The organism is Pseudoclavibacter sp. JAI123, from assembly GCF_013409665.1.
In the GTDB taxonomy this organism is placed as follows: Bacteria; Actinomycetota; Actinomycetes; order Actinomycetales; family Microbacteriaceae; genus Pseudoclavibacter.
In genome coordinates, this window is record NZ_JACCCM010000001.1 from 2,378,361 (window position 1) to 2,398,457 (window position 20,097).

Sequence of the window (20,097 nt, forward strand, 5' to 3'; positions counted from 1 at the left end):
GACCCGTCGCGGCACCGTCATTCCGAGGTCAGCACCACCAGCTGCTGCGTCGCCCTCGTCATCGCGACGTAGCGGTCGACGGCACCCTCGATGCCTGTTCCGAAGCGGTCAGGGTCGATGAGCACCACGAGATCGAACTCGAGGCCCTTCGCGGTCTCCGGAGTGAGCGAGCGCACCCGCCCGCGGTTGTCGTAGGCGAGGGACCGGTCGCTGCCCACCGCGGTGATGACGCACGCGATCCCGTCGAGGTGCTCGTCGAGCCACGCGTCCAGCACGCCCTGCAGGTCAGCGACACCGCCGTACGCGACCGGGCGACCGCTGCTGCGCACCGAGACTGGCACGTTCGCGTCCGGGAGTGCCTCGAGGATGACGGGTGCGGCCTCGAGCATGACCTCCTCGGGCGTGCGGTAGTTGATTGTCAGCTGGGCGACCTCGGCCTTGGGCAGACCGATGCGCGCCAGCCGCTCCTCCCACGTCTCACGGAACCCGTGACGCGCCTGCGCCCGGTCGCCGACGATCGTGAAGCTCCTCGACGGGCACCTCGCGAGCAGCATCGCCCACTCCGCATCCGTCAGCTCCTGCGCCTCGTCGATCACCACGTGCGCGAACGGCCCAGCAAGCTCGTCGAAGTCGACGGGCGGCAGGGAATCCTCGTCGATAAGCGAATGCTGCGCGTCCTCAACCCGCAGCATCGTGACCAGCCCCTCCCCGTCGTCATCGCCCTCGATCAGGTTGTCGACAACGTGCGACATGTTCTCCTGCTGCGACGCCAGCGCCTCAGCCCGTCGCGCCCGCTGACGGAACTCGTTCGGGTCGCCCGTGAGGCGCCTCGCCGCATCGATGAGCGGGAGGTCCGAGACAGTCCAGGCACGAGCATCCGGGCGCTGCAGCCTGCGCACCTCATCCGCACCCAGCTCCGGAGCGCACCACTGCAGGTACGCCGGCACCGACCACAGGTCGGCGATCACCGAGGCCGGGTCGAGCAGCGGCCAGGCCTTCGCGAAGGCGACCCGCAGCCGCTCGTCCCTCAGGAGCGTCGCCCGCACCGAGTGCTCCGACGCGCTCGGCGAGCGCTTGTCGACAAGCAGCCGCAGGACCTCCTCCCACACCTGCTCCCGAGCCTCGTTGTGGGTGAGCCCAGGCTCGTAGGCCACGAACGCTTCCGCCCAGTCGGCCGCGTCGAGCGTCAGCTCCTGCGAGTCCGTCGTCGTCACCGTGAACGGTGCACGTGGCGGACGCTGGTGGTAGCGCACCGCCTTGCCCACGGCGCGCACCAGATCGAGCGACGACTTCAGGCGCGCGACGGATGCGTCGGCCTCGTCACGCGCATCCGCCCCCTCGGGCAGCAGGTCCCGCAGAGTGCACAGCTGCACGCTGTCCTCCCCCAGGCTCGGCAGCACGTTCGCGACGTAGTTCAGGTAGGGGCGGCTCGGCCCGACGAAGAGCACCCCGCCGCGGCCCTGCTTGAAGCGCGGGTCGGAGTAGAGCAGGAACGCCGTGCGGTGCAGGGCGACCACCGTCTTGCCGGTTCCCGGCCCGCCATCCACGACCAGGGCGCCGCGCGAACCCGCCCGGATGATCGCATCCTGATCGGCCTGGATCGTGCCGAGCACATCCCGCATCTCGCCAGACCGCGCGGAGCCGAGGCTCGCGATGAACGAAGACTGGTCGTCGAGCGCCACCCGCCCCGCCATCTCCTCGGGCACGAACACCTCGTCCCAGTAGTCGACGACCCGCTCCACGTTCCACCGGTACCGCCGCCGACTCGCCAGGCCAAGCGGATTCGCGTGCGTCGCCGCGAAGAACGGCTCAGCCGCCGGCACCCGCCAGTCGATGAGCAGGCGCCGCCCGTCCTCATCCGCGAGCCCGAAGCGCCCCACGTAGACATCCGGAGACCCGTCCGCTGGCGTCATACGCCCAAGGCACGCGTCCACCCCGAACCGCTCGAGCCCGCGAAGCTGCCGCGACAGGCGGTGGATCTCCGTATCGCGGTCAAGCGCCTGCTGCCCCGCCCCTCCATCGGTGAGCCGAAGCTCGTCGAGCCGCGACGCCAGCTCACGCTTCTGGCGCGACAGGGCCCCGGCGATCGCCGCGAACTGGCTGGCATCCTCGCCGACGAGTTCGGGGTCCGACTTGAACGACAGGTGCGGCGGAAGGGCAAAGACTTCAACAGGAGATGTCACGATCGCTCATTCTGGTGCCTCGACGGGGTCTTGCGGCAAGCCCCCTGGTGATCTATACCTTGGAAGAGGCAGGCGACTGCCATCTGGGCCTCCACTCGAGCAGCACCGCGATGCCGATCGCGACCGCCACGCCGATGGCCGTCTCGACGCCGCGCTCCAGCAGCAGCTGGCCCGCAGAGACGTCACCCGCGAGGCGGCCCATGACCAGCACCAGCGGCGTCAGGAACAGCAACCCGATCGTGTAGTTGCGCACGATGAACAGCTCCACCCCACCCTGCAGCGCGATCACCAGCAGCACCACGACCAAGCCGCTCGGCTCGAACGCCAACAGCACCGCTGCCACGCCAAGACCCAGCACCGTGCCCACAAGTCGATGCGTCGCCCGCAGCACCCGATGGAACCCCGTCGCCGCAGACAGACCCGCGATCGCAGACACCATCGCCCAGTACGGATGCCCGATGCCGATCAGCAGCGGGATGGCACCGGCGATGAGGGTGCCGACCGCGAACATCGTCGCCCGACCGAGCGCCGACGAACGCGCCGGGCGGACCGACCGAATCGACCCCGTCACCGGCGCCAGACCCGAACGTGCCTCGTCGGCACCAGCACCCGCGGCCCCAGCGCGTGCCGGATCGGCCCCAGCGGCAGCGGCGGCGGTCCCAGCGGCAGCGGCACTCGACGGCTGCGACGTCGCGGCTGCCCCGGTGCGCGCACGCGCCCGATCCACGACGGCACCGACAGCGCCGAACGCGAGCCCGAGCAGCAGCGACCATGCCGCCGTCACGACCGCGACGCCGATGCCGATGCCGACCAGCAGCACCTCGCCACCCACCGCGAGCGCCGCGATGGCGGCCAGCGCGAAGATCTGGAACATCGGGCCTGGTGGAGCCCACCGCACACGGTCGCCGAGGAGCGACATGAGGAACGCCCACACCGCCGCGGCGGGCAGCACGAGCAGAGCCCGGCCAGGCGAGAGCGCGATGACGGCGCCCACGCCGACCGACGCGAGGAGCGAACCCGCCGCGATCGACTGCATCCGGAGCCGACCGAACACGCTGAGCCCACGACCGTAGACGCTCGTGAACGCCCCGAAGACGGCGAAGATCGCGAGCGGCATCGACCCCGTCGCCCACAGGAGCACCAGCGGCACCCCGATCGCCAAGGCGACCCGAAGCGCCACCCAGTGATCGCGGCGGTAGGGGCCCATCGTCGTGAGGTCACGCCAACCGGGGATCATCGAAGGACGAGGAGAAGGCATTACCCCATTGTCTCGCGCCTGTCACGCGCCGGGCCCTTCTCCCCCGAACTCAACTCAAGGTCGCCCAACCCGACCCCGAAACTTAAGATAGGCTCGCCTTACTCGAAGCCGAGTCGCGCTGGATGATCAGCACGATTCGCAGGCTTGGCCCGTCCGCCCACGAAGCGCCCGTGCGGCCCCTGCAGCGGCTTCACATCCGTGCCCGAAACATCACCTGTGCGCGAAACACAGCCCATCCCCGAACCGAGGATCCGCCATGCCCAAAACGCTCACCACCCCCACCCGGCGCACCGCCGCCCGTATCCAGGGAGCCGGCCTCCTCGCCATCTCGGCGCTCCTGCTCGCCGGATGCGCCCCGGCCGACTCCGCACCTGCCGCCGATGCGGATGCCGCGGCAGCAGCGTCCGGAACCGTCACGATCACCGACAACCACGGCGAGATCGAAGTGCCCGTGAACCCGGAGCGCGTCGTCGCCCTCGACAACACCACGTTCCAGACGCTCAGCGACTGGGGCATCGACGTCGTCGCGGCCCCCAAGCCGCTCATGGAGAGCGTCTGGCCGGACCTCGCCGGTGGCGACGAGGTGCTCGACGTCGGCCTCCACCGCGAGCCCGACCTCGAGGCCGTCATCGAGGCAGACCCCGACCTCATCATCGGCGGCTACCGCTTCCAGGACTACTACGAGGACCTCAAGGCGATCCAGCCGACCACGATCGAGATCAACGCCCGCGACGGCGAAGAGGCGACGAGTGAGCTGAAGCGCCAGGTCGAGATCCTCGGCCAGATCTTCGACAAGGAAGAAGAGGCCGCAGAGACGATCGCCGCCTTCGACACGGCCATCGCCGACGCGAAGAGCGCCTACAACGGCACCGACTCGGTTGTCGGGCTCATCACCTCCGGCGGCGAGATCGCCTACGCGGCGCCGGGTGAGGGCCGCGGCGTCGGCCAGCTCTTCCCCACGATCGGCCTCACCCCGGCCATCGACCAGGCCGCTGAAGACGCCTCCCACGGCGACGACATCAGCGTCGAGGCCATCGCGCAGGCCAACCCCGAGTGGATGATCGTGCTCGACCGCGACGCCGGCACCGGCGAAGAGGGCGCAACCGCAGCTGCCGACCTCATCGCGGGCGCCGAGGCACTCCAGAACGTGCCAGCCGTGCAGAAGAACCAGATCGTCTACCTCGACCCGACGTTCTACCTCGACGAGGGCATCCAGGCCTACACCGGCCTCTACACCGACGTCGCCGCGGCGTTCGCCGGCGCCAACAGCTAGGCAGCGCCCCGCCCTGTGCCCCGCCGCTCGGAAGGCGCCCCCACGTCGTCCGGGCAGCGGGGCACAGCGCAGTGCACACCAGACAGCACACACAGCGCAGCACACACAGCGCAGCACCCCAGCTCACTCGCACCCGAGCACACCGCCAGCCCATGACAGCGAGCGAATGACAGCAACAGCCCAGCCCCCAGCCGCACCGGCGCCGCGGATCACCCCCGCGCCCCGCGTGCCGCTCCTCAACCGCAGAGGCGCCCTCCCGGTCGGCATCGCCGTGGTGCTCGGCCTGGCCGTCCTCTCGCTCTTCGTCGGGGCCTACGACATCGCGGGCAACGAGTTCGGCGGCGAGATGATCTGGATCTCCCGCGTCCCCCGCACCGTCTCGCTCGTGCTGGCGGGCTGCGCCATGAGCGTCTCCGGCCTCATCCTGCAGCTCCTCACCCAGAACCGCTTCGTCGAGCCCACCACGACGGGCACCACCGAGTGGTCGGCGCTCGGCCTGCTCGTGAGCTACATCGTCGTGCCCACCGCCGGCCTCACGACCCGCATGGTCATGGCCAGCGCCTCCGCCTTCATCGGCACCATGGTGTTCCTCGCCGTGCTGCGCCGCGTCGCGCTGCGCTCGGCCCTCATCGTGCCGCTGATCGGCATCATGCTCGGCGCCGTCGTCTCGGCCTTCACGACGTGGCTCGCGATCGAGACGAACTACCTGCAGATGCTGGGCACCTGGTTCATGGGCAGCTTCACGAGCGTCGTGCGCGGCCGCTACGAGGTGCTGTGGATCGTCGCCATCATCGTCGTCATCGCCTACTTCGTCGCCGACCGCTTCACCGTCGCCGGCCTCGGCAAGGACATCGCCACGAACTTCGGCGTCAACTACAACCTCGTGATGTTCATCGGCACCGCGCTCGTCGCCATCGCTACCGGCGTCACGACCGTCGTCGTCGGCTTCCTGCCGTTCCTCGGGCTCATCGTGCCGAACCTCGTCTCCATGGCCCGCGGCGACAACCTCAGGTCGAACCTGCCATGGGTGTGCGTGCTCGGCGTGGGCATCATCATCGTCTGCGACATCATCGGCCGCGTCATCCGCATGCCCTTCGAGCTGCCCGTCTCGATGATCCTCGGCATGGTCGGCGCCGCCGTCTTCATCACCCTCCTGCTCCGGATGCGGCGCGATGGCTGACACCGTGCCCCGCTCCCCGAGATCTACAGCCCGCCGCGTCGGCGACAAGCTCAGCGACGCGTCCAAGCCCGCCAAGCCGCCCCGCCTCTGGCTGCGCTTCAGCATCCTCGGCGCCCTCGTCGTCCTCTCGGCCGTCGGCGTGCTCACCTACGACATCGCCATGGAGCCCGGCAGTCGCGGCTTCTGGCTCGCCGTCAACCTGCGGGTCGTCACGGTCGCGACCGTCATCATCGTCGCCGCCTGCCAGGCCGTCGCCACGGTGCTCTTCCACACGGCGACCGGCAACCGCATCCTGACCCCATCGATCATGGGGTTCGACGCCATCTACGTCGTCTTCCAGACCGCCCTCGTGTTCTTCCTCGGCGGCGCGGCCCTCGCCTCGACCGACGGCCTCCCCAAGGTGTTCCTGCAGAGCTTCCTCATGGTGGGCTTCGCGACCGTGCTCTACACGTGGCTCTTCTCCGGCAAGCGCGGCAACCTGCACATCATGCTGCTCATCGGCGTCGTCTTCGGCGTGGGCTTCGGCTCGCTGTCGACCTTCATGCAGCGCCTCCTCACGCCGAGCGAGTTCGACGTGCTCTCGGCGAAGCTCTTCGGCAACCTCAGCAACTCGAACCCCGAGTACCTGCCGTGGGCCGCGCTCATCATCGCCGTCGTGCTCGCCTTCATCTGGCGCACCAGGAACACCCTCGACGTGCTCGCCCTCGGCCGCGACACCGCCGTCAACCTCGGCGTCGCCTACAAGCGCAAGGTCACGGTGCTCCTCATCCTGACGGCCGTGCTCATCTCCATCTCGACGACCCTCGTCGGCCCCATGACCTTCTTCGGGTTCATCGTCGCGACCCTCGCCTACCAGCTGACCGGGTCATCGCAGCACAAGCACGTCATCCCGTTCGCGATGCTCCTCGGCATGCTCACCCTGCTCGGCGGCTACTTCGTGCTCCGCCACGTGTTCTACGCGGCCGGCACCCTCTCGATCATCATCGAGTTCGTCGGCGGCCTCTTCTTCATCTGTTACCTATTACGTAAAGGTGCGCTGTGACTCCGCTTAGCTACCTGCTCCGAAAGGGCGCCCTGTGATCTCGCTCTCGAACGTCACCAAGACCTACGGCAAGGCGACCGTGCTCGGGCCCGTCACCCTCGACATCCCCGCAGGCGGCATCACCGCCCTCGTCGGCCCGAACGGCGCCGGCAAGTCGACGCTCCTGACGATCGTCGGCAGGCTGACGGATGCGAGCACCGGCACGGTCACCGTCGGCGGCCACGACGTGACGAAGGCGAAGAGCCGCGACCTCGCGAAGGTCGTCTCCATCCTCCGGCAGGAGAACCACTTCGTCACCCGCCTCACGGTGCGGGAGCTCGTCGGCTTCGGCCGCTTCCCCCACTCGCAGGGGCGGCTCACGCCAGCAGACAAGCAGCACATCGACCGGGCCATCGAGTTCCTCGACCTCACGACCCTCGAGCACCGCTACCTCGACCAGCTCTCCGGCGGGCAGCGGCAGCGGGCCTACGTCGCCATGGTGCTCGCGCAGGACACCGACTACATCCTCCTCGACGAGCCCCTCAACAACCTCGACATGAAGCACGCCGTCGCCATGATGGGCCAGCTTCGCCGGGCCGCGGACGAACTCGGCAAGACGTTCGTGATCGTCATCCACGACATCAACTTCGCCGCCGCCTACGCCGACAACATCATCGCCCTCACCGACGGGCAGCTCGCGCACTCCGGCAGCCCGAAGGACCTCATGACGACCGAGACCCTCGAGCACGTCTTCGGCACCCCCATCGAGGTGCGCCACGACGGCGACTACCCGCTCGCCGTCTACTACCGGTAGGCGCCCGGGGGTCGCTGCGCTGGGGGCTCGCTACGCCTCGAGGCCGTCGACCCAGGCACCGACGACCCCGCGCGCGGCCGCCGTCAGGCGCGGCGCGAGCTCGAGCGCATCCGTCCTGATCTTCCGCGGGTCGAGGTCGTGCATCGCCAGCTCGTAGGCGTTCGCGATGAGCCACGTCTCGACCATCCGCGGGTCGACCTCGAGGTGGAACTGCAGGCCGAGCAGGTTCGGGCCCGCGGCGAACGCCTGGTTCGGGAAGCCCGGGGTCTCGGCCAGCCGCGCGGCGCCGGCGGGAATCTCGAACTGGTCGCCGTGCCAGTGCAGCACCGGCACGTCGCGCAGCCCCTCGAGCACCGAGCCCGCTCCGTCTTCCGTGAGCGTCAGCGGCGAGAAGCCGATCTCGACCCTGCCCGTCGGCGCAACGGCGGCGCCCATGGCTGCCGCCATGAGCTGGGCTCCGAGGCACACGCCGAGCGTCGGGCGATCGGCCTCGACCCGAGCTCCGATCGCCGCGATCTCGGGCGCGAGGAACGGGTAGTGCTCCGCATCCCCCACCCCGATCGGTCCGCCGAGCACCACGACGAGGTCGGCCGCGAGCAGCTCGTCCGCGGTGATCTCGTCCTGCCCGGCTTCCAGGTAGCGGATGCCGTACCCGCGCGCGGTGAGCACCTCACGGAGCAGGCCGAGGTCCTCGAAGACCACGTGGCGGACGACGAGGGCGGTGAGCGACACGGCGGGCTCCTTCAAGGGGGCGGGTTGGGACGTCAGATGCGTGGCGGTTGGATCGGCGCAGAGCGCCGGACGTGGTCTTCGGATCAGATCGTCGGCTCAGGCGCGATGCGCGCGTAGGCCGCGAGCACGGTGCGCTCGGACCTCACGAGGTACTCGTCGAGCGCCTGGGCGGCGTCCTCGGTGTCGCCCGCGGTGTGGAGCGCGAGCACCCGCTGGTTGAGCTCGATGTACGGGGCGTGCAGGTACTCGAGGTCCTCGAGGAACCCGAAGGCGAGCCGGAGCTCGGCGGAGACGTTCGCGTAGACGCGGTCGAGCCGCTCGCTGTCCGCGAGCGCGACGATCGCCGTGTGGAACTCCATGTTCGCGGTGCCGACGGCGGCCCAGTCGCCGGCCTCGCGACCCCGGAGCGCGCGCTCGACGGCTTCTCGCATCCGCGTGCCTGCCGGGTGCCGACCGGGGGCCGCGCGCAACGCCTGCACCTCGATCATGCGTCGCACCCGGTAGATGTCGAGGATGGATGCGAGCGAGGGGACGGCCACGAAGACACCGGCATTGGGGCGGCGGGTGAGCAGTCGCTCCGCCGTGAGCATGCGGAACGCCTCGCGAAGGGTGTTGCGCGAGACCTCGAGCCGCTCCGTCATGGCGCTCTCCGAGAGGCGCTGGCCGGGAACGATCTCGCCCGCGACGATCATCTGGCGGAGGCTCGAGGCCGCCCGCTCGGCCCTGTCGAGGGTCTCGTCGGCTGCGTTCACGCTTCGAACTCTACCGGCGGGCTCGGGCGTCGAACTCGTCGATCGGATTCCGGAAACAACCCCGATACATCTTGTAACAAGACATTTACGCGTCTATCGTTGAACAATCTGTTGCTCAGCGTTGAACAACCGTAGGGTTGCCGCAATCACTCGCTGCTCCCCTACCGAACTGGAACGAGTCATGTCCTCTACACCTCCTCCCGCATCATCGGCCTCACCCGCCGGCAGCTCCGCCGCCGCCGACGAGGCGAGCACCCCCGAGAAGCTCAAACAGTACGCGAAAGCCCGCCGCACCTCCCTGGTCGGCGCCCTCTTCCTCATGGCCACCTCGGCCATCGGCCCCGGCTTCATCACGCAGACGGCGACCTTCACCCAGCAGCTCGGCGCGGCGTTCGCCTTCGGCATCCTCATCTCGGTCCTCATCGACCTCGCCGTTCAGCTCAACATCTGGCGCATGATCACGCTCTCCGGGAAGCGCGCGAGCGCCCTCGCGAACGACGCTCTGCCGGGCAGCGGTTACGTCCTCGCCGTGCTCATCGTCATCGGCGGCCTCGTCTTCAACATCGGGAACATCGGCGGTGCCGGGCTCGGCCTCAACGTGCTCCTCGGCCTCGACGTGAAGATCGGCGCCGTCATCAGCGCCGCGATCGCCATCGCGATCTTCCTCATCAAGCGCGCAGGCATCGTCATGGACCGCGTCGTCATCGTCGCGGGCGTCGCCATGATCCTCCTGACCGTCATCGTCGCGATCGTTGCCCAGCCGCCCATCGGCGACGCTCTGCGCCAGACGATCCTCCCCGACACCATCAACTTCGCCACCATCACGACCATCGTCGGTGGCACCGTCGGCGGCTACATCGTCTACTCGGGCGCGCACAAGCTCCTCGACTCCGGCAACGCCGGCCCCGAGCACATCAAGGAAGTCAACCGCGCGGCCGTGACCGGCATCCTCATCACGGGCGTCATGCGCTACGTGCTGTTCCTCGCCATCCTCGGCGTCGTCGCGAGCGGCGTCGTGCTCGACACGACCCTCAACCCGGCGGCCGACGCCTTCCAGGCAGCGGCCGGCGAGGCTGGCTTCCGCATCTTCGGCGCCATCTTCTGGCTTGCCGCCCTCACGAGCATCATCGGCGCCGCCTACACCTCGGTGTCGTTCCTGCCCGTCTTCTCGAAGCGCATCGCGGGCCGCACCGCGGACTTCTGGACCGTCGGCTTCATCGTCTTCTCTCTCGCCGTCTACCTCTCCATCGGCACCCCGCCGGCAACGCTGCTCGTCTTCGTCGGCGGCTTCAACGGCCTCATCCTGCCGATCGGCCTGACGCTGTTCATGTACATCGGCTGGTTCCGCCCGTCGAAGCTGGGCGGCGCGAAGTACCCGAAGTGGCTGCTCATCGTCGGCACGCTCGCGACGGTCATCACCTGGTACATGGCGGTCAACGCGGTCGGACCGATCTTCGACCTCCTCAACACCTGATCCGCGACCCCGAGCGAAAGGCTGACCACATGAACGCACGTGCCATCGACCTCAACAGCGACCTCGGCGAGGGCTTCGGCCGCTGGACCCTCGGCGACGACCAGGAGATGCTCGGCATCGTCACGAGCGCCAACGTCGCCTGCGGCTTCCACGCCGGCGACCCGCGCGCCATCCGCTCCACCGTCAAGGGGGCGGCGGATGCGGGGGTCGCGATCGGCGCGCACGTCGGCTACCGCGACCTGGCCGGCTTCGGGCGCCGCAACATCGACGTCGCCTCTGACGACCTCGTCGCCGACGTGATCTACCAGATCGGCGCGCTGCAGGCACTCGCGGCCGCCGAGGGGACCAGCGTCAGCTACGTGAAGCCGCACGGCGCCCTCTACAACACGATCGTGCACGACGAGCGTCAGGCCGCCGACGTCGTCGAGGCCGTGCGCCTCGTCGACCCGAGCCTCGTGCTCCTCGGCCTGCCTGGCTCGGCCGTGCTGCGGCTCGCGACCGAGGCGGGCCTGGCCACCGCGATCGAGGCGTTCGCCGACCGCGCGTACACCCCGCAGGGCACCCTCGTCTCCCGCCGGGAGCCGGGAGCCGTGCTGCACGACGTCGACGAGGTCGCGAAGCGCATGGTGCGCCTCGCGACGGAAGGCCTCCTCGAGGCCATCGATGGCAGCACGCTCGAGCTGCGCGCCGACTCGATCTGCGTGCACGGCGACAGCCCCGGAGCCACCGACATGGCCAGGCAGGTGCGGCACGCGCTCACCGAGGCCGGCGTCGAGCTGCGCCCCTTCGCGCCAGCAGCGGCGGCGACAGCGGCCACCACGTCCGCGACCGCGAGGAGCTGAGCCCACCCCATGAGAGTCCTCACCGCCCGCGACGACGCGGTCCTCATCGAGTGCGACAGCCTCGACGAGACGATCGCGCTCTTCGACGCCATGACCGCCCTGCGCATCCCCGGCGTCGGCGAGATGGTGCCGGGTGCCCGCACCCTGCTCGTCCCGTTCCGGCCTGCACGGGTCACCGCCGACGAGATCGAAGCCGCCGCCCGGGCGGCCGACCTCAGCGGCGTGCGTGCGGGAGAACCGCGGCGTCTCGAGATCCCGACGCGATACGACGGTGAGGACCTCGCGGAGGTCGCCGACCTCCTCGGCATCTCCGCCGACGAAGTCGTGCGCCGCCACACGAACGCGACCTTCACGGTCGGGTTCGTGGGCTTCGCGCCCGGCTTCGCCTACCTGACGGGCGACGACCCCGTGCTCGACGTGCCACGCCGGTCGACCCCGCGTACCCGCATCCCCGCAGGCTCGGTCGCCCTCGCCGGCACCTACAGCGGCGTCTACCCCCGCGAGAGCCCCGGCGGCTGGCAGCTCATCGGCACCACGGAGGTCCCCATGTGGGATCTCGACCGCGACCCTGCCGCCTTCATGGCGCCGGGCGACATCGTCACGTTCAGCGTCGACGCCGCGACCGAGCGGACGCGCGCGACCGTGAGCGCTGAACGCTCCGAGGCGCCTCGAGAGGCCGAACCCGCGCACCCCGCGGGCGACGATGACCGTGCCTCCGGCCTCGAGGTGGTCTCCCCCGGCCTGCAGACGCTGTTCCAGGACCTCGGGCGCGACGGCTACGCCAGCATGGGCGTCTCGGCCTCCGGGGCACTGGACGCGCCCGCCCACCGGCAGGCGAACCGCCTCGTCGGCAACAGCCCGGGCGGCCCCACCCTGGAGGTCGCCTACGGCGGCCTGCGCCTCCGGGCACACGGCCCGCAGGTGGTGGCCGTCGCCGGCGCCGAGGTCGAGCTGACCGTGGACGGCGTCCTCCCTCGCACCGTGCCGTTCGGCGCGGCCTTCGCCCTCGACGACGGCGACGAGCTGCAGCTCGGCTCCCCCACGTTCGGCGTCCGCAGCTACCTCGCGGTGCGCGGCGGATTCGACGCACCTCCCGTGCTCGAGAGCCTCGCGACCGATCTCCTCGCGGGGCTCGGCCCCGACGCACTCGAGGCCGGTGACGTGCTCGGCGTCCGCGAGCCCGCGGCGCCCCTCGCCCCGGCGATCTCCGTCGCCGACGCGGCGCACCGGGACCTGCCTGCCGCGGGCGGCGACAGCGTCGAGCTGCGCATCGTGCTCGGACCGCGCGACGACTGGTTCTCCGCCGAGGAGATCACCCGCTTCACGAGCCAGAAGTGGCAAGTGACGCCGCAGTCGAACCGCGTCGGCGTGCGCCTCGAGGGCGACGCCCTCACTCGCGCGAAGGGCGGAGAGCTGCCGAGCGAGGGCTGCGTCAGCGGGGCCCTGCAGATGCCGCCCAGCGGGCAGCCCGTGCTCTTCCTCGCCGACCATCCCCTCACGGGCGGCTACCCCGTGCTCGGCGCCGTCATCACCGACGACCTGCCCCTCGCTGGCCAGCTGCCCGTCGGCGCCACCGTGCGATTCCGCATCGTCGAACCGCGCATCCACCAGCCACGCACCCAGACCCCACTCACCCAGACCCCAGGAGAACTCCGATGACCCGCATCAGCAAGGTCCTCATCGCGAACCGCGGTGAGATCGCAGGGCGCGTCGCCCGCGCCTGCGCCGACTACGGGGTCGCTTCCGTCGCCGTCTACTCCGACTCCGACGCCGACGCCCTGCACGTGCGCCTCGCCGACGAGGCCGTGCCGCTCGAGGGCGAGACCTCGAAGGAGACCTACCTCGACGCCGACAAGCTCCTCGCCGCAGCCAAGGCGACGGGCGCCGACGCCGTGCACCCCGGCTACGGCTTCCTCTCCGAGAACGCCGACTTCGCGCGGGCCGTCGAATCCGCTGGCCTCGTGTGGATCGGGCCGCCGCCAGCGGCGATCGAGCTCCTCGGTGACAAGATCTCTGCCCGCCGCCTGGCCGAGCGCGTCGGTGCGCCCCTCGTCGCCGGAACGAGCGGCCCCGTCGACTCCCCCGCGGAGGCGAGCGCCTTCGCCGAGGAGCACGGCCTCCCCATCGCGATCAAGGCTGCGTTCGGCGGTGGCGGCCGCGGCCTCCGCGTCGCGCGCCGACTCGACGAGGTCGAGGAGCTCTTCGCGGCAGCAGGTCGCGAGGCCGTCGCCGCGTTCGGTCGCGGCGAGTGCTTCGTCGAGCAGTTCCTCGAGTCGCCTCGCCACATCGAAGCGCAGGTGATCGCCGACGAGCACGGCAACGTGGTGGTCGTCGGCACGCGCGACTGCTCGCTGCAGCGCCGCAACCAGAAGCTCGTCGAGGAGGCCCCCGCGCCCTTCCTGACTCCCGAGCAGCGGGAGCGCATCCACACCTCAGCCCGTGACATCTGCGCCGAGGCCGGCTACCGCAGCGCCGGCACGGTCGAGTTCCTCCTCGACGCGAACGGCATCATCTCCTTCCTCGAGGTCAACACGCGCCTGCAGGTCGAGCACCCCGTGACCGAGGAGACCGCGGGCGTCGACCTCGTGGTGCAGCAGCTGCGCATCGCCGACGGGCTCGCGCTCGAGGCGGCCGAGTTCGAGCCCCGCGGGCACGCGTTCGAGTTCCGCATCAACGCCGAGGACCCGGCGCGCGGCTTCCTGCCAGGGCCGGGCACCATCTCGCTGTTCCGCGCGCCGTCGGGTCCAGGCGTGCGCATCGACACCGGCGTCGAGACCGGCTCCGTGGTCTCCGGGCAGTTCGACTCGATGCTCGCGAAGCTCATCGTCACGGGGGCCACCCGTGAGGAGGCGCTCCGCCGCGCACGCCGCGCGCTCGCCGAGTTCGAGGTCGAGGGCGTGCCGACCGTGCTGCCCTTCCACCGCGCGGTGCTCGACGACTCAGATTTCATCGGCGGCGAAGGCCCCGACGGCGAGCCGGGCTTCGGCGTGCACACGCAATGGATCGAGACGACCTTCGCCGAGCGCATCCCGGAGCAGTCGCTCTCGGTCCAGCCGACGGACCCGTCCGTCGTGTCGACCTGGATCGAGCTCGACGGGCGACGCGTCGCCATGCGGCTCCCCGCGACGCTCTTCGCCGCGGGCGGCTCGGCTGCCGGGGTTTCGCCCGCCGGCGCGGCAGGTTCGGCGTCTTCTGCAGGGGCAGCGGATGCTGGCAGCGGGTCCGGCTCGTCGGTCGCGGCCCCCATGGCGGGCACGCTCCTGCGGTGGCTCGTCGATGACGGTGCTGAGGTCGAGGCGGGCACCGCGGTGGCCGTGGTCGAGGCCATGAAGATGGAGACGCCCGTACAGGTGAAGGCCGCCGGCACCCTGCGCCACCGGGCCGAGGCGGGCAGCCCAATCGCGGCCGGTGAGGTGCTGGCGGAGGTCGCTCAGGCGAGCTGAGCTCCGAGCCGCCGCGCCCCGAGCCAGACGAGGTGCCACCCGGAGCCGATTGTCGGTGGGTGCGGGCAGACTGGTTCGCATGACGGAACCAGCTGCCCGCGCCCACCATTCGATCGACTACCTCGAGTTCGGCGTCACCGACCTCGCCGTCGCCAAGCAGTTCTACGGCGACGCCTTCGGATGGACCTTCAACGACTACGGCCCCGGCCCCAACTACGTGGGCATCCGTCGACCGGGTGGCGAGGAGACCGACGAGGTGGGCGGCTTCCGCCTCGACCCGCAAGTCACTCCCGGAGGTGCCCTGGTGCTCCTCTACTCCGACGACCTCGAGGCGAGCATCGCCCAGGTGCGCTCGGCGGGTGGGGAGATCGTCAGCGGACCGTACGAGTTCCCGGGCGGCCGGCGCTTCCACTTCACCGACCCGGCGGGCAACGAGCTCGGCGTCTGGTCGAGCTCCTAGCGCGCTCCGGTCGAGCTTCCGGCGGGTCTTGGTCCAGCCCGCGCGAGCTCGCTACGGCGCTGCCGCCTGCGCGGCGATGCTGGCTCGCACCTCGTCGAGCACCGCCATGATGGCGACCGACTCGTCGAGCGGCATGCGCGGGCTCTCAAGTTCTCCGGCGTGCAGGCAGCGCTCGACCTCGAGCGCCTGGAACTGCATGCCGCGACCAACGTGCTGCGGTCGGTCGAAGCGCAGCAGCTCACGCTGCGGCCCGCCGCCGTCGTAGACCGTGAACGAGGTCGACGCGTAGAAGACGGCATCGATGTCAATCCACCCGTCGGACCCGACGATGGCTGCACGGTTCGAGCCCGGCGCATCCATGCGCGTGAGCGTCGCCGAGCTACGGCCTGCGCCGTGCCGCATCAGCACGGAAGCGGAGAGGTCGACGCCGAGCTCGGACGCCTCGCCGTCGACGAGGATCGTCGTGGCGGGCCCGAGCAGCTGTGAGGCCATCGAGATGCCGTACACGCCGAGATCGGCCATCACCCCGCCGCCGAGCGAGGGGTCGCCGTGCCGGCTCGTCGGAGACACGTCGAGGTTCTGGAAGTGCGAGCTCGTGAAGCTCACGAGCTCGCCGATCGCCCCGCGCTCCAGCACGTCGCCGATCGCGTCCGCCGTCGGCAGGAAGCGGGTCCACATGGCCTCCATCGCGAAGACACCCTTGGCACGGGCGGCCGCGACGACGTGCTCCGCCTCGGCGGCCGTGCTGGTGAACGACTTCTCGACGAGCACGGGCTTGCCGGCTCCGATCGCGAGCAGCGCCTGCTCCGCGTGGAGCGTCTGCGGCGTCGCGATGTAAACCACATCCACGTGCGGGTCGGCGACGAGGTCCTCGTAGCTGCCGTGAGAGGCGGGGATGGAGAACTCGGCGGCGAACTCGGCCGCCTTCGCCGCATCCCGCGATCCGACAGCCGCGACCTCGAGCCCCTGGGCCAGCAGGTCGGACACGAAGGTCTTCGCGATGTTGCCTGCCCCGAGAACTCCCCATCGAACGCGTTGTGTCGTCACGGGAAAAACTCTAGCGACGCGACCAACGAATCCGCCACAGCTCGAGCCGCGATGCCAGCCGCGAGAGTCGTGCGTCACGCTCTCTTGCTGGCCCCCGACCTAGCCGCAAGTGATCTAGCATTTCCTACGGTTCGCGAGGAGCGAATCAACCGTACGCCGTCAGGAGAACCCCATGCGCCAGCTCATCGTCACCGCCTTCGTCTCCGCCGACGGGGTCATGGAGGCCCCCGGAGGTGAAGAGGGCTACCGCAACTCGGGGTGGACCTGGCAGGACATCGACTTCGATCCGGCCGCCTACACGATCAAGGGCACCGAGCAGCTCGAAGCCGGAGCGCTTCTCCTCGGCCGCACGAGCTACGAGGCATTCGCGCCGGTCTGGCCCGGCATGACGGAGGAGTTCCCGAAGTACAACACCATGCCGCGCTACGTCGTCTCGACGACGCTCGAGACCGACGACCCGCGGTGGCCCGCCACCGTCCTGCGCTCCATCGACGACGTCGCCGCCCTCAAGGACGGCGACGGCGACCCGATCATCGTGCACGGAAGCGCCGAGCTCGGCCAGGCGCTCGCCGACGCCGGACTCGTTGACCGCTACAACCTGCTCGTCTTCCCGCTGCTCCTCGGTGCAGGCAAGCGGCTCTTCAGCGAGACCGACAAGGCCACCCAGCACCTCAAGCTCGTCGAGCACGAGGTCTATTCGAACGGCATCCAGAAGCAGGTCTTCGACGTCATCCGCTAGGGCAGGCGGATGCGGGGACGCATCAGTCCGCGAGTCCCGCACGCCTCGCGAGCACCGCGGCCTCCATGCGCGAGGTGACCCCGAGCTTGGCGAGCACCCGGGAGACGTGTGTCTTCGCGGTCGACCCGCTGATGTGCATCCGCTGGCCGATGCCCACGTTCGAGAGCCCCTCGCCGAGGGCGGTGAGCACCTCCCGCTCCCGTGCCGTGAGCTGCTCGATGCCGGGCACCGCCGGCGTTGCCGTGGGCGCTTCCTCTCGTGTCTCGGCGAAGCGGTCGAGGAGGCGCCGCGTCACCTCAGGCGAGAGCGCGCCGTCTCCCCTCGCCACTGCCTGCACCGCCGCCTGCAGCGCGGGCCCGGTCGTCGACTTGAGCAGGAACCCGGCCGCACCCGCGCGAACCGCGCCGAAGACGTACTCGTCGAGGTCGAACGTCGTCAGCACGAGCACCTGCGAGAGAGACTCGGCGATGATCGCCCGTGTGGCCGCGATGCCGTCGGTGCCGGGCATGCGAACGTCCATGAGCACGACGTCCGGTCGAAGCGCCCGCGCGTTGCCGATCGCCGCCGCACCGTCAGCGGCCTCACCCACGACCTCGATGTCGTGTGCCTCCAGCAGGAGCCGCAGCCCCGCCCTGATCGCAGCGTGATCGTCGGCGATGAGCACGCGCACTCGTGGCCGGGCAGCACCGACCGCCCCGGTTGCTTCGCCGCCCAGGTGGGCCTGGTCCACCTCGCCTGCTTGATCGGCTCCGTTCACGATGCCCTCTCGGTTCGGCGACCGGCCCCGCGCTCCGCGCCTCCCACGTTCCGTGGCACTCGCGCGCTGACGCGCCACCCTCCACCGCCCGCGATGGGCCCCGCCTCGAGGCGCCCGCCGAGACGCTCGGCTCGCTCGCGGATCAGCCCGAGCCCGTTCCCGGTGCCCGGGGCGCCGTCGACGAGCGTGCCGCCCACGGACGTGACGAGCACGGAGATCGACTCGGTGTCCTCCTCGAAGCGCACCTCGACGTCGGCCCCGGGAGAATGGCGCTCGCTGTTCGCGAGAGCCTCCGCCACGACCCGCGCGAGCGCTTGCTCGGAGGCGGCGGATGCGCTCGGCACCTCGCCGACGACCGTCACGTCGACCGCGCGCGTGTCTGCGACGATCTGCGCCACCTGAGCGAGCCGCGGCGGTGCGGCCAGCTCCTGGCTGTCGCTCTCACCGTGACGCAGGATGAGGATCATCGACCGCATCTCGTCGAGTCCCTCGAGGGCGGAGGCGCGGATGGCCTGGAGGGCGCCGGCCTCCCGGGGAGCGATCGCGGGCCCCGCGAGCGCCGCCTCGGAGGTGATCGCGATCGCCGAGAGGTTCGCGGCGACGACGTCGTGGAGGTCGCGAGCCATGCGCTCTCGTTCAGCGCGCACCGCTTCTTCGCGTTCCAGCACGAGCAGACGCTCGGCGTCATCGGCGCGCGCCTCCTGCACACGAGCCAGCTCCGCGCTCTGGCGAACCGAGCCCGCCCACCACAGCGGGGTGCAGAAGATGGCGAGGGCCTGCAGGCAGAAGAAGACCGCTTCCCGGAGTGTGGCCCCGAGCAGCAGGGGCGCGACGAACGCTGCCAGCACGGCCGCGACGACGACCCACTCCACGACCCGGAGCGCACCCCTCGAAGCGAACCTCCCCACGACATACAGCGCGTCGAGGACCAGCACGATCACGCCGAGCGCGCCGCCGACGACGAGCGTCAGCGCCGCCAGTGCGACGCAGACGGTGAGCACGGCCACCGGGAACCTTCGCTTCTGCGTGAGCGCTGCCGCGCCGATCGCGATCGCCACGAGCGTCGGACCGAGCTGCTCAGCGGAGTCGAAGAGCGCCAGCACGACGGCGATCGTCACGACGACGACGGTCGACGTCGTGTCCTCGTCGAGGTGCCGGATGCGCGTCTTCGCTGCCGCGAGCGTCCCACCGGGTTCCGTCATGCGACCATCCCAGCACACAGACGCAAGGAGGGTGTCCGCCGAAGGATGTAGCCCGGCGGCCGTGTCGACGCCCTTTGGCGGACGCGGGCCCGCGCTCACGCGCCTGAGGCTTGCCCCATGACCACAGAACTGCTGCTCTCGCTCCTCGGACTCGCGCTCGTCGACAGCCTGAGTGCAGGCACGCTGCTCATCCCGATCTTCTTCCTGCTCGCGCCCGGCCGCATCCGCCTCGGGCGCATGCTCACCTACCTGGGCACGATCGCCGGCTTCTACTTCCTCGTCGGTCTCGCCCTCACGGCCGGCGCGTCCGTGCTGCTGGACAGTGCCGCCGCGGTGCTCGAGACGCCCACGGCGTACGCCGTGCAGCTGTTCCTCGGCGCAGGCCTGCTCGCCCTCGCCATCCTCATGCCGACGAAGAAGAAGGAGCCGCAGCTCTCGCCCGCTGAGGTCGCCCCGGCCGGGAGCGGCGCTCCTCCCGCACGCCGGAACCCGCAGTCCGAACCGGCGCCGGCCGCTCCCGGGCGCCTTGGCCGCTGGCGCGAGCGGGCGCTCGGCGGTGGCTCCCCGGCGACCGTCATCGTGCTCGCCCTCGCGGCGGGTCTGATCGAGCTCGCGACGATGATCCCCTATCTCGCGGCCGTGGGCCTGCTCACGAACTCGGGACTCGGCGTCGCCGGATCGGCTCCGCTGCTCGCCGCGTACTGCATCGTCATGATCGTCCCGGCGCTGCTGCTCCTGCTCGGACGGGTCGCAGCGCGCCGCACCGTCGAACCCCGCCTCCGTCGTCTCTCGGACTGGCTGAGCCGGAACGCCGCCGAGAACACGGCCTGGATCATCGGCATCGTCGGCTTCCTGCTGCTCCGCGACGCGCTCTCGCATTCCGCGGGCTTCGAGCTCTGGCCCTTCAACTCCTGATCGGC

General features: G+C 70.4%; 18 protein-coding genes. 11 read left to right on the forward strand and 7 right to left on the reverse strand.

The genetic code is table 11. The annotated features are described in order from the left end of the window. Nucleotides 1-17: 17 nt before the first annotated feature. Entirely contained in the window at nt 18-2,183 is a 2,166-nt protein-coding gene (gene helR / locus HDC34_RS11140; protein ID WP_308807313.1) for an RNA polymerase recycling motor ATPase HelR, read from the reverse strand. Between the two features lie 52 nt (nt 2,184-2,235). Further along, entirely contained in the window at nt 2,236-3,441 is a 1,206-nt protein-coding gene (locus HDC34_RS11145; protein WP_179556889.1) for an FUSC family protein, read from the reverse strand. Nucleotides 3,442-3,697: 256 nt separating this feature from the next. Between HDC34_RS11145 and HDC34_RS11150 the strand changes: the two genes are divergently transcribed. The 4 genes from HDC34_RS11150 to HDC34_RS11165 all read left to right on the forward strand — a co-directional run bounded on the left by HDC34_RS11150 (nt 3,698) and on the right by HDC34_RS11165 (nt 7,729). Beyond that, a complete protein-coding gene (locus HDC34_RS11150; protein WP_179556890.1) occupies nt 3,698-4,714 on the forward strand; it encodes a siderophore ABC transporter substrate-binding protein in 1,017 nt (338 codons plus the stop codon). 166 nt (nt 4,715-4,880) lie between these two features. After that, complete coding sequence (locus HDC34_RS11155) at nt 4,881-5,894, forward strand: ABC transporter permease (protein ID WP_179556891.1); 1,014 nt, start codon at nt 4,881-4,883, stop codon at nt 5,892-5,894. Continuing rightward, the gene (locus HDC34_RS11160) at nt 5,887-6,936 is read left to right on the forward strand and encodes an iron chelate uptake ABC transporter family permease subunit (protein ID WP_179556892.1); all 1,050 of its coding nucleotides are present in this window, start codon (nt 5,887-5,889) and stop codon (nt 6,934-6,936) included. Before HDC34_RS11155 ends, HDC34_RS11160 begins: the two co-directional genes overlap by 8 nt. Before the next feature lie 34 nt (nt 6,937-6,970). Next, nucleotides 6,971-7,729, forward strand: a complete 759-nt coding sequence (locus tag HDC34_RS11165) for an ABC transporter ATP-binding protein (RefSeq protein WP_104311737.1) — start codon at nt 6,971-6,973, stop codon at nt 7,727-7,729. A gap of 30 nt (nt 7,730-7,759) precedes the next feature. Here the strand turns inward: HDC34_RS11165 and HDC34_RS11170 are convergent, their stop codons facing one another. Both HDC34_RS11170 and HDC34_RS11175 read right to left on the reverse strand, forming a co-directional pair. Further along, nucleotides 7,760-8,461 (reverse strand): glutamine amidotransferase, encoded by a 702-nt coding sequence (locus tag HDC34_RS11170; protein WP_179556893.1) that lies wholly within the window; start codon nt 8,459-8,461, stop codon nt 7,760-7,762. Nucleotides 8,462-8,544: 83 nt separating this feature from the next. Next, nucleotides 8,545-9,213 (reverse strand): GntR family transcriptional regulator, encoded by a 669-nt coding sequence (locus HDC34_RS11175; protein WP_179556894.1) that lies wholly within the window; start codon nt 9,211-9,213, stop codon nt 8,545-8,547. A 181-nt stretch (nt 9,214-9,394) separates the two neighbouring features. Between HDC34_RS11175 and HDC34_RS11180 the strand changes: the two genes are divergently transcribed. The 5 genes from HDC34_RS11180 to HDC34_RS11200 all read left to right on the forward strand — a co-directional run bounded on the left by HDC34_RS11180 (nt 9,395) and on the right by HDC34_RS11200 (nt 15,432). After that, nucleotides 9,395-10,687: an NRAMP family divalent metal transporter gene (locus HDC34_RS11180; RefSeq protein ID WP_179556895.1), complete on the forward strand. Its 1,293-nt coding sequence runs from the start codon at nt 9,395-9,397 to the stop codon at nt 10,685-10,687. A gap of 29 nt (nt 10,688-10,716) precedes the next feature. Then, nucleotides 10,717-11,529 (forward strand): LamB/YcsF family protein, encoded by an 813-nt coding sequence (locus tag HDC34_RS11185; RefSeq protein WP_179556896.1) that lies wholly within the window; start codon nt 10,717-10,719, stop codon nt 11,527-11,529. A gap of 9 nt (nt 11,530-11,538) precedes the next feature. Next, nucleotides 11,539-13,188, forward strand: coding sequence for a 5-oxoprolinase/urea amidolyase family protein (locus HDC34_RS11190; protein ID WP_179556897.1), 1,650 nt, complete (start codon nt 11,539-11,541; stop codon nt 13,186-13,188). Then, entirely contained in the window at nt 13,185-14,972 is a 1,788-nt protein-coding gene (locus HDC34_RS11195) for a biotin carboxylase N-terminal domain-containing protein (protein ID WP_218854959.1), read from the forward strand. The genes HDC34_RS11190 and HDC34_RS11195 overlap by 4 nt, the downstream gene beginning before the upstream one ends. A 79-nt stretch (nt 14,973-15,051) precedes the next feature. Continuing rightward, entirely contained in the window at nt 15,052-15,432 is a 381-nt protein-coding gene (locus HDC34_RS11200) for a VOC family protein (RefSeq protein ID WP_104311730.1), read from the forward strand. Between the two features lie 51 nt (nt 15,433-15,483). On the opposite strand, the gene HDC34_RS11205 is transcribed toward HDC34_RS11200, so the two are convergent. Further along, nucleotides 15,484-16,479, reverse strand: a complete 996-nt coding sequence (locus tag HDC34_RS11205) for a Gfo/Idh/MocA family protein (protein WP_179556898.1) — start codon at nt 16,477-16,479, stop codon at nt 15,484-15,486. Between the two features lie 172 nt (nt 16,480-16,651). Here HDC34_RS11205 and HDC34_RS11210 point away from each other — a divergent pair, with 172 nt between their 5' ends. Next, nucleotides 16,652-17,218, forward strand: a complete 567-nt coding sequence (locus tag HDC34_RS11210) for a dihydrofolate reductase family protein (protein ID WP_104311728.1) — start codon at nt 16,652-16,654, stop codon at nt 17,216-17,218. Between the two features lie 22 nt (nt 17,219-17,240). On the opposite strand, the gene HDC34_RS11215 is transcribed toward HDC34_RS11210, so the two are convergent. Together HDC34_RS11215 and HDC34_RS11220 are read right to left on the reverse strand one after the other, a co-directional pair. Next, on the reverse strand, nt 17,241-17,948 hold the full coding sequence (locus HDC34_RS11215) for a response regulator transcription factor (protein ID WP_308807314.1): 708 nt from the start codon (nt 17,946-17,948) through the stop codon (nt 17,241-17,243). Nucleotides 17,949-17,971: 23 nt separating this feature from the next. After that, entirely contained in the window at nt 17,972-19,177 is a 1,206-nt protein-coding gene (locus tag HDC34_RS11220) for a sensor histidine kinase (RefSeq protein WP_179556899.1), read from the reverse strand. Nucleotides 19,178-19,294: 117 nt separating this feature from the next. On the opposite strand from HDC34_RS11220, the gene HDC34_RS11225 reads away from it, so the two are divergent. Beyond that, nucleotides 19,295-20,092 (forward strand): GAP family protein, encoded by a 798-nt coding sequence (locus HDC34_RS11225; protein WP_179556900.1) that lies wholly within the window; start codon nt 19,295-19,297, stop codon nt 20,090-20,092. Nucleotides 20,093-20,097: the final 5 nt, after the last annotated feature.

What these genes read in the sequence shown, in the direction of transcription:
- HDC34_RS11155 (WP_179556891.1), top strand. Translation starts at nt 4,881, where the DNA reads ATGACAGCAACAGCCCAGCCCCCAGCCGCACCGGCGCCGCGGATCACC.
- HDC34_RS11210 (WP_104311728.1), top strand. Translation starts at nt 16,652, where the DNA reads ATGCGCCAGCTCATCGTCACCGCCTTCGTCTCCGCCGACGGGGTCATG.
- HDC34_RS11150 (WP_179556890.1), top strand. Translation starts at nt 3,698, where the DNA reads ATGCCCAAAACGCTCACCACCCCCACCCGGCGCACCGCCGCCCGTATC.
- HDC34_RS11220 (WP_179556899.1), bottom strand. Translation starts at nt 19,177, where the DNA reads ATGACGGAACCCGGTGGGACGCTCGCGGCAGCGAAGACGCGCATCCGG.
- HDC34_RS11190 (WP_179556897.1), top strand. Translation starts at nt 11,539, where the DNA reads ATGAGAGTCCTCACCGCCCGCGACGACGCGGTCCTCATCGAGTGCGAC.
- HDC34_RS11195 (WP_218854959.1), top strand. Translation starts at nt 13,185, where the DNA reads ATGACCCGCATCAGCAAGGTCCTCATCGCGAACCGCGGTGAGATCGCA.
- HDC34_RS11200 (WP_104311730.1), top strand. Translation starts at nt 15,052, where the DNA reads ATGACGGAACCAGCTGCCCGCGCCCACCATTCGATCGACTACCTCGAG.
- HDC34_RS11145 (WP_179556889.1), bottom strand. Translation starts at nt 3,441, where the DNA reads ATGCCTTCTCCTCGTCCTTCGATGATCCCCGGTTGGCGTGACCTCACG.
- HDC34_RS11160 (WP_179556892.1), top strand. Translation starts at nt 5,887, where the DNA reads ATGGCTGACACCGTGCCCCGCTCCCCGAGATCTACAGCCCGCCGCGTC.
- HDC34_RS11185 (WP_179556896.1), top strand. Translation starts at nt 10,717, where the DNA reads ATGAACGCACGTGCCATCGACCTCAACAGCGACCTCGGCGAGGGCTTC.
- HDC34_RS11180 (WP_179556895.1), top strand. Translation starts at nt 9,395, where the DNA reads ATGTCCTCTACACCTCCTCCCGCATCATCGGCCTCACCCGCCGGCAGC.
- HDC34_RS11225 (WP_179556900.1), top strand. Translation starts at nt 19,295, where the DNA reads ATGACCACAGAACTGCTGCTCTCGCTCCTCGGACTCGCGCTCGTCGAC.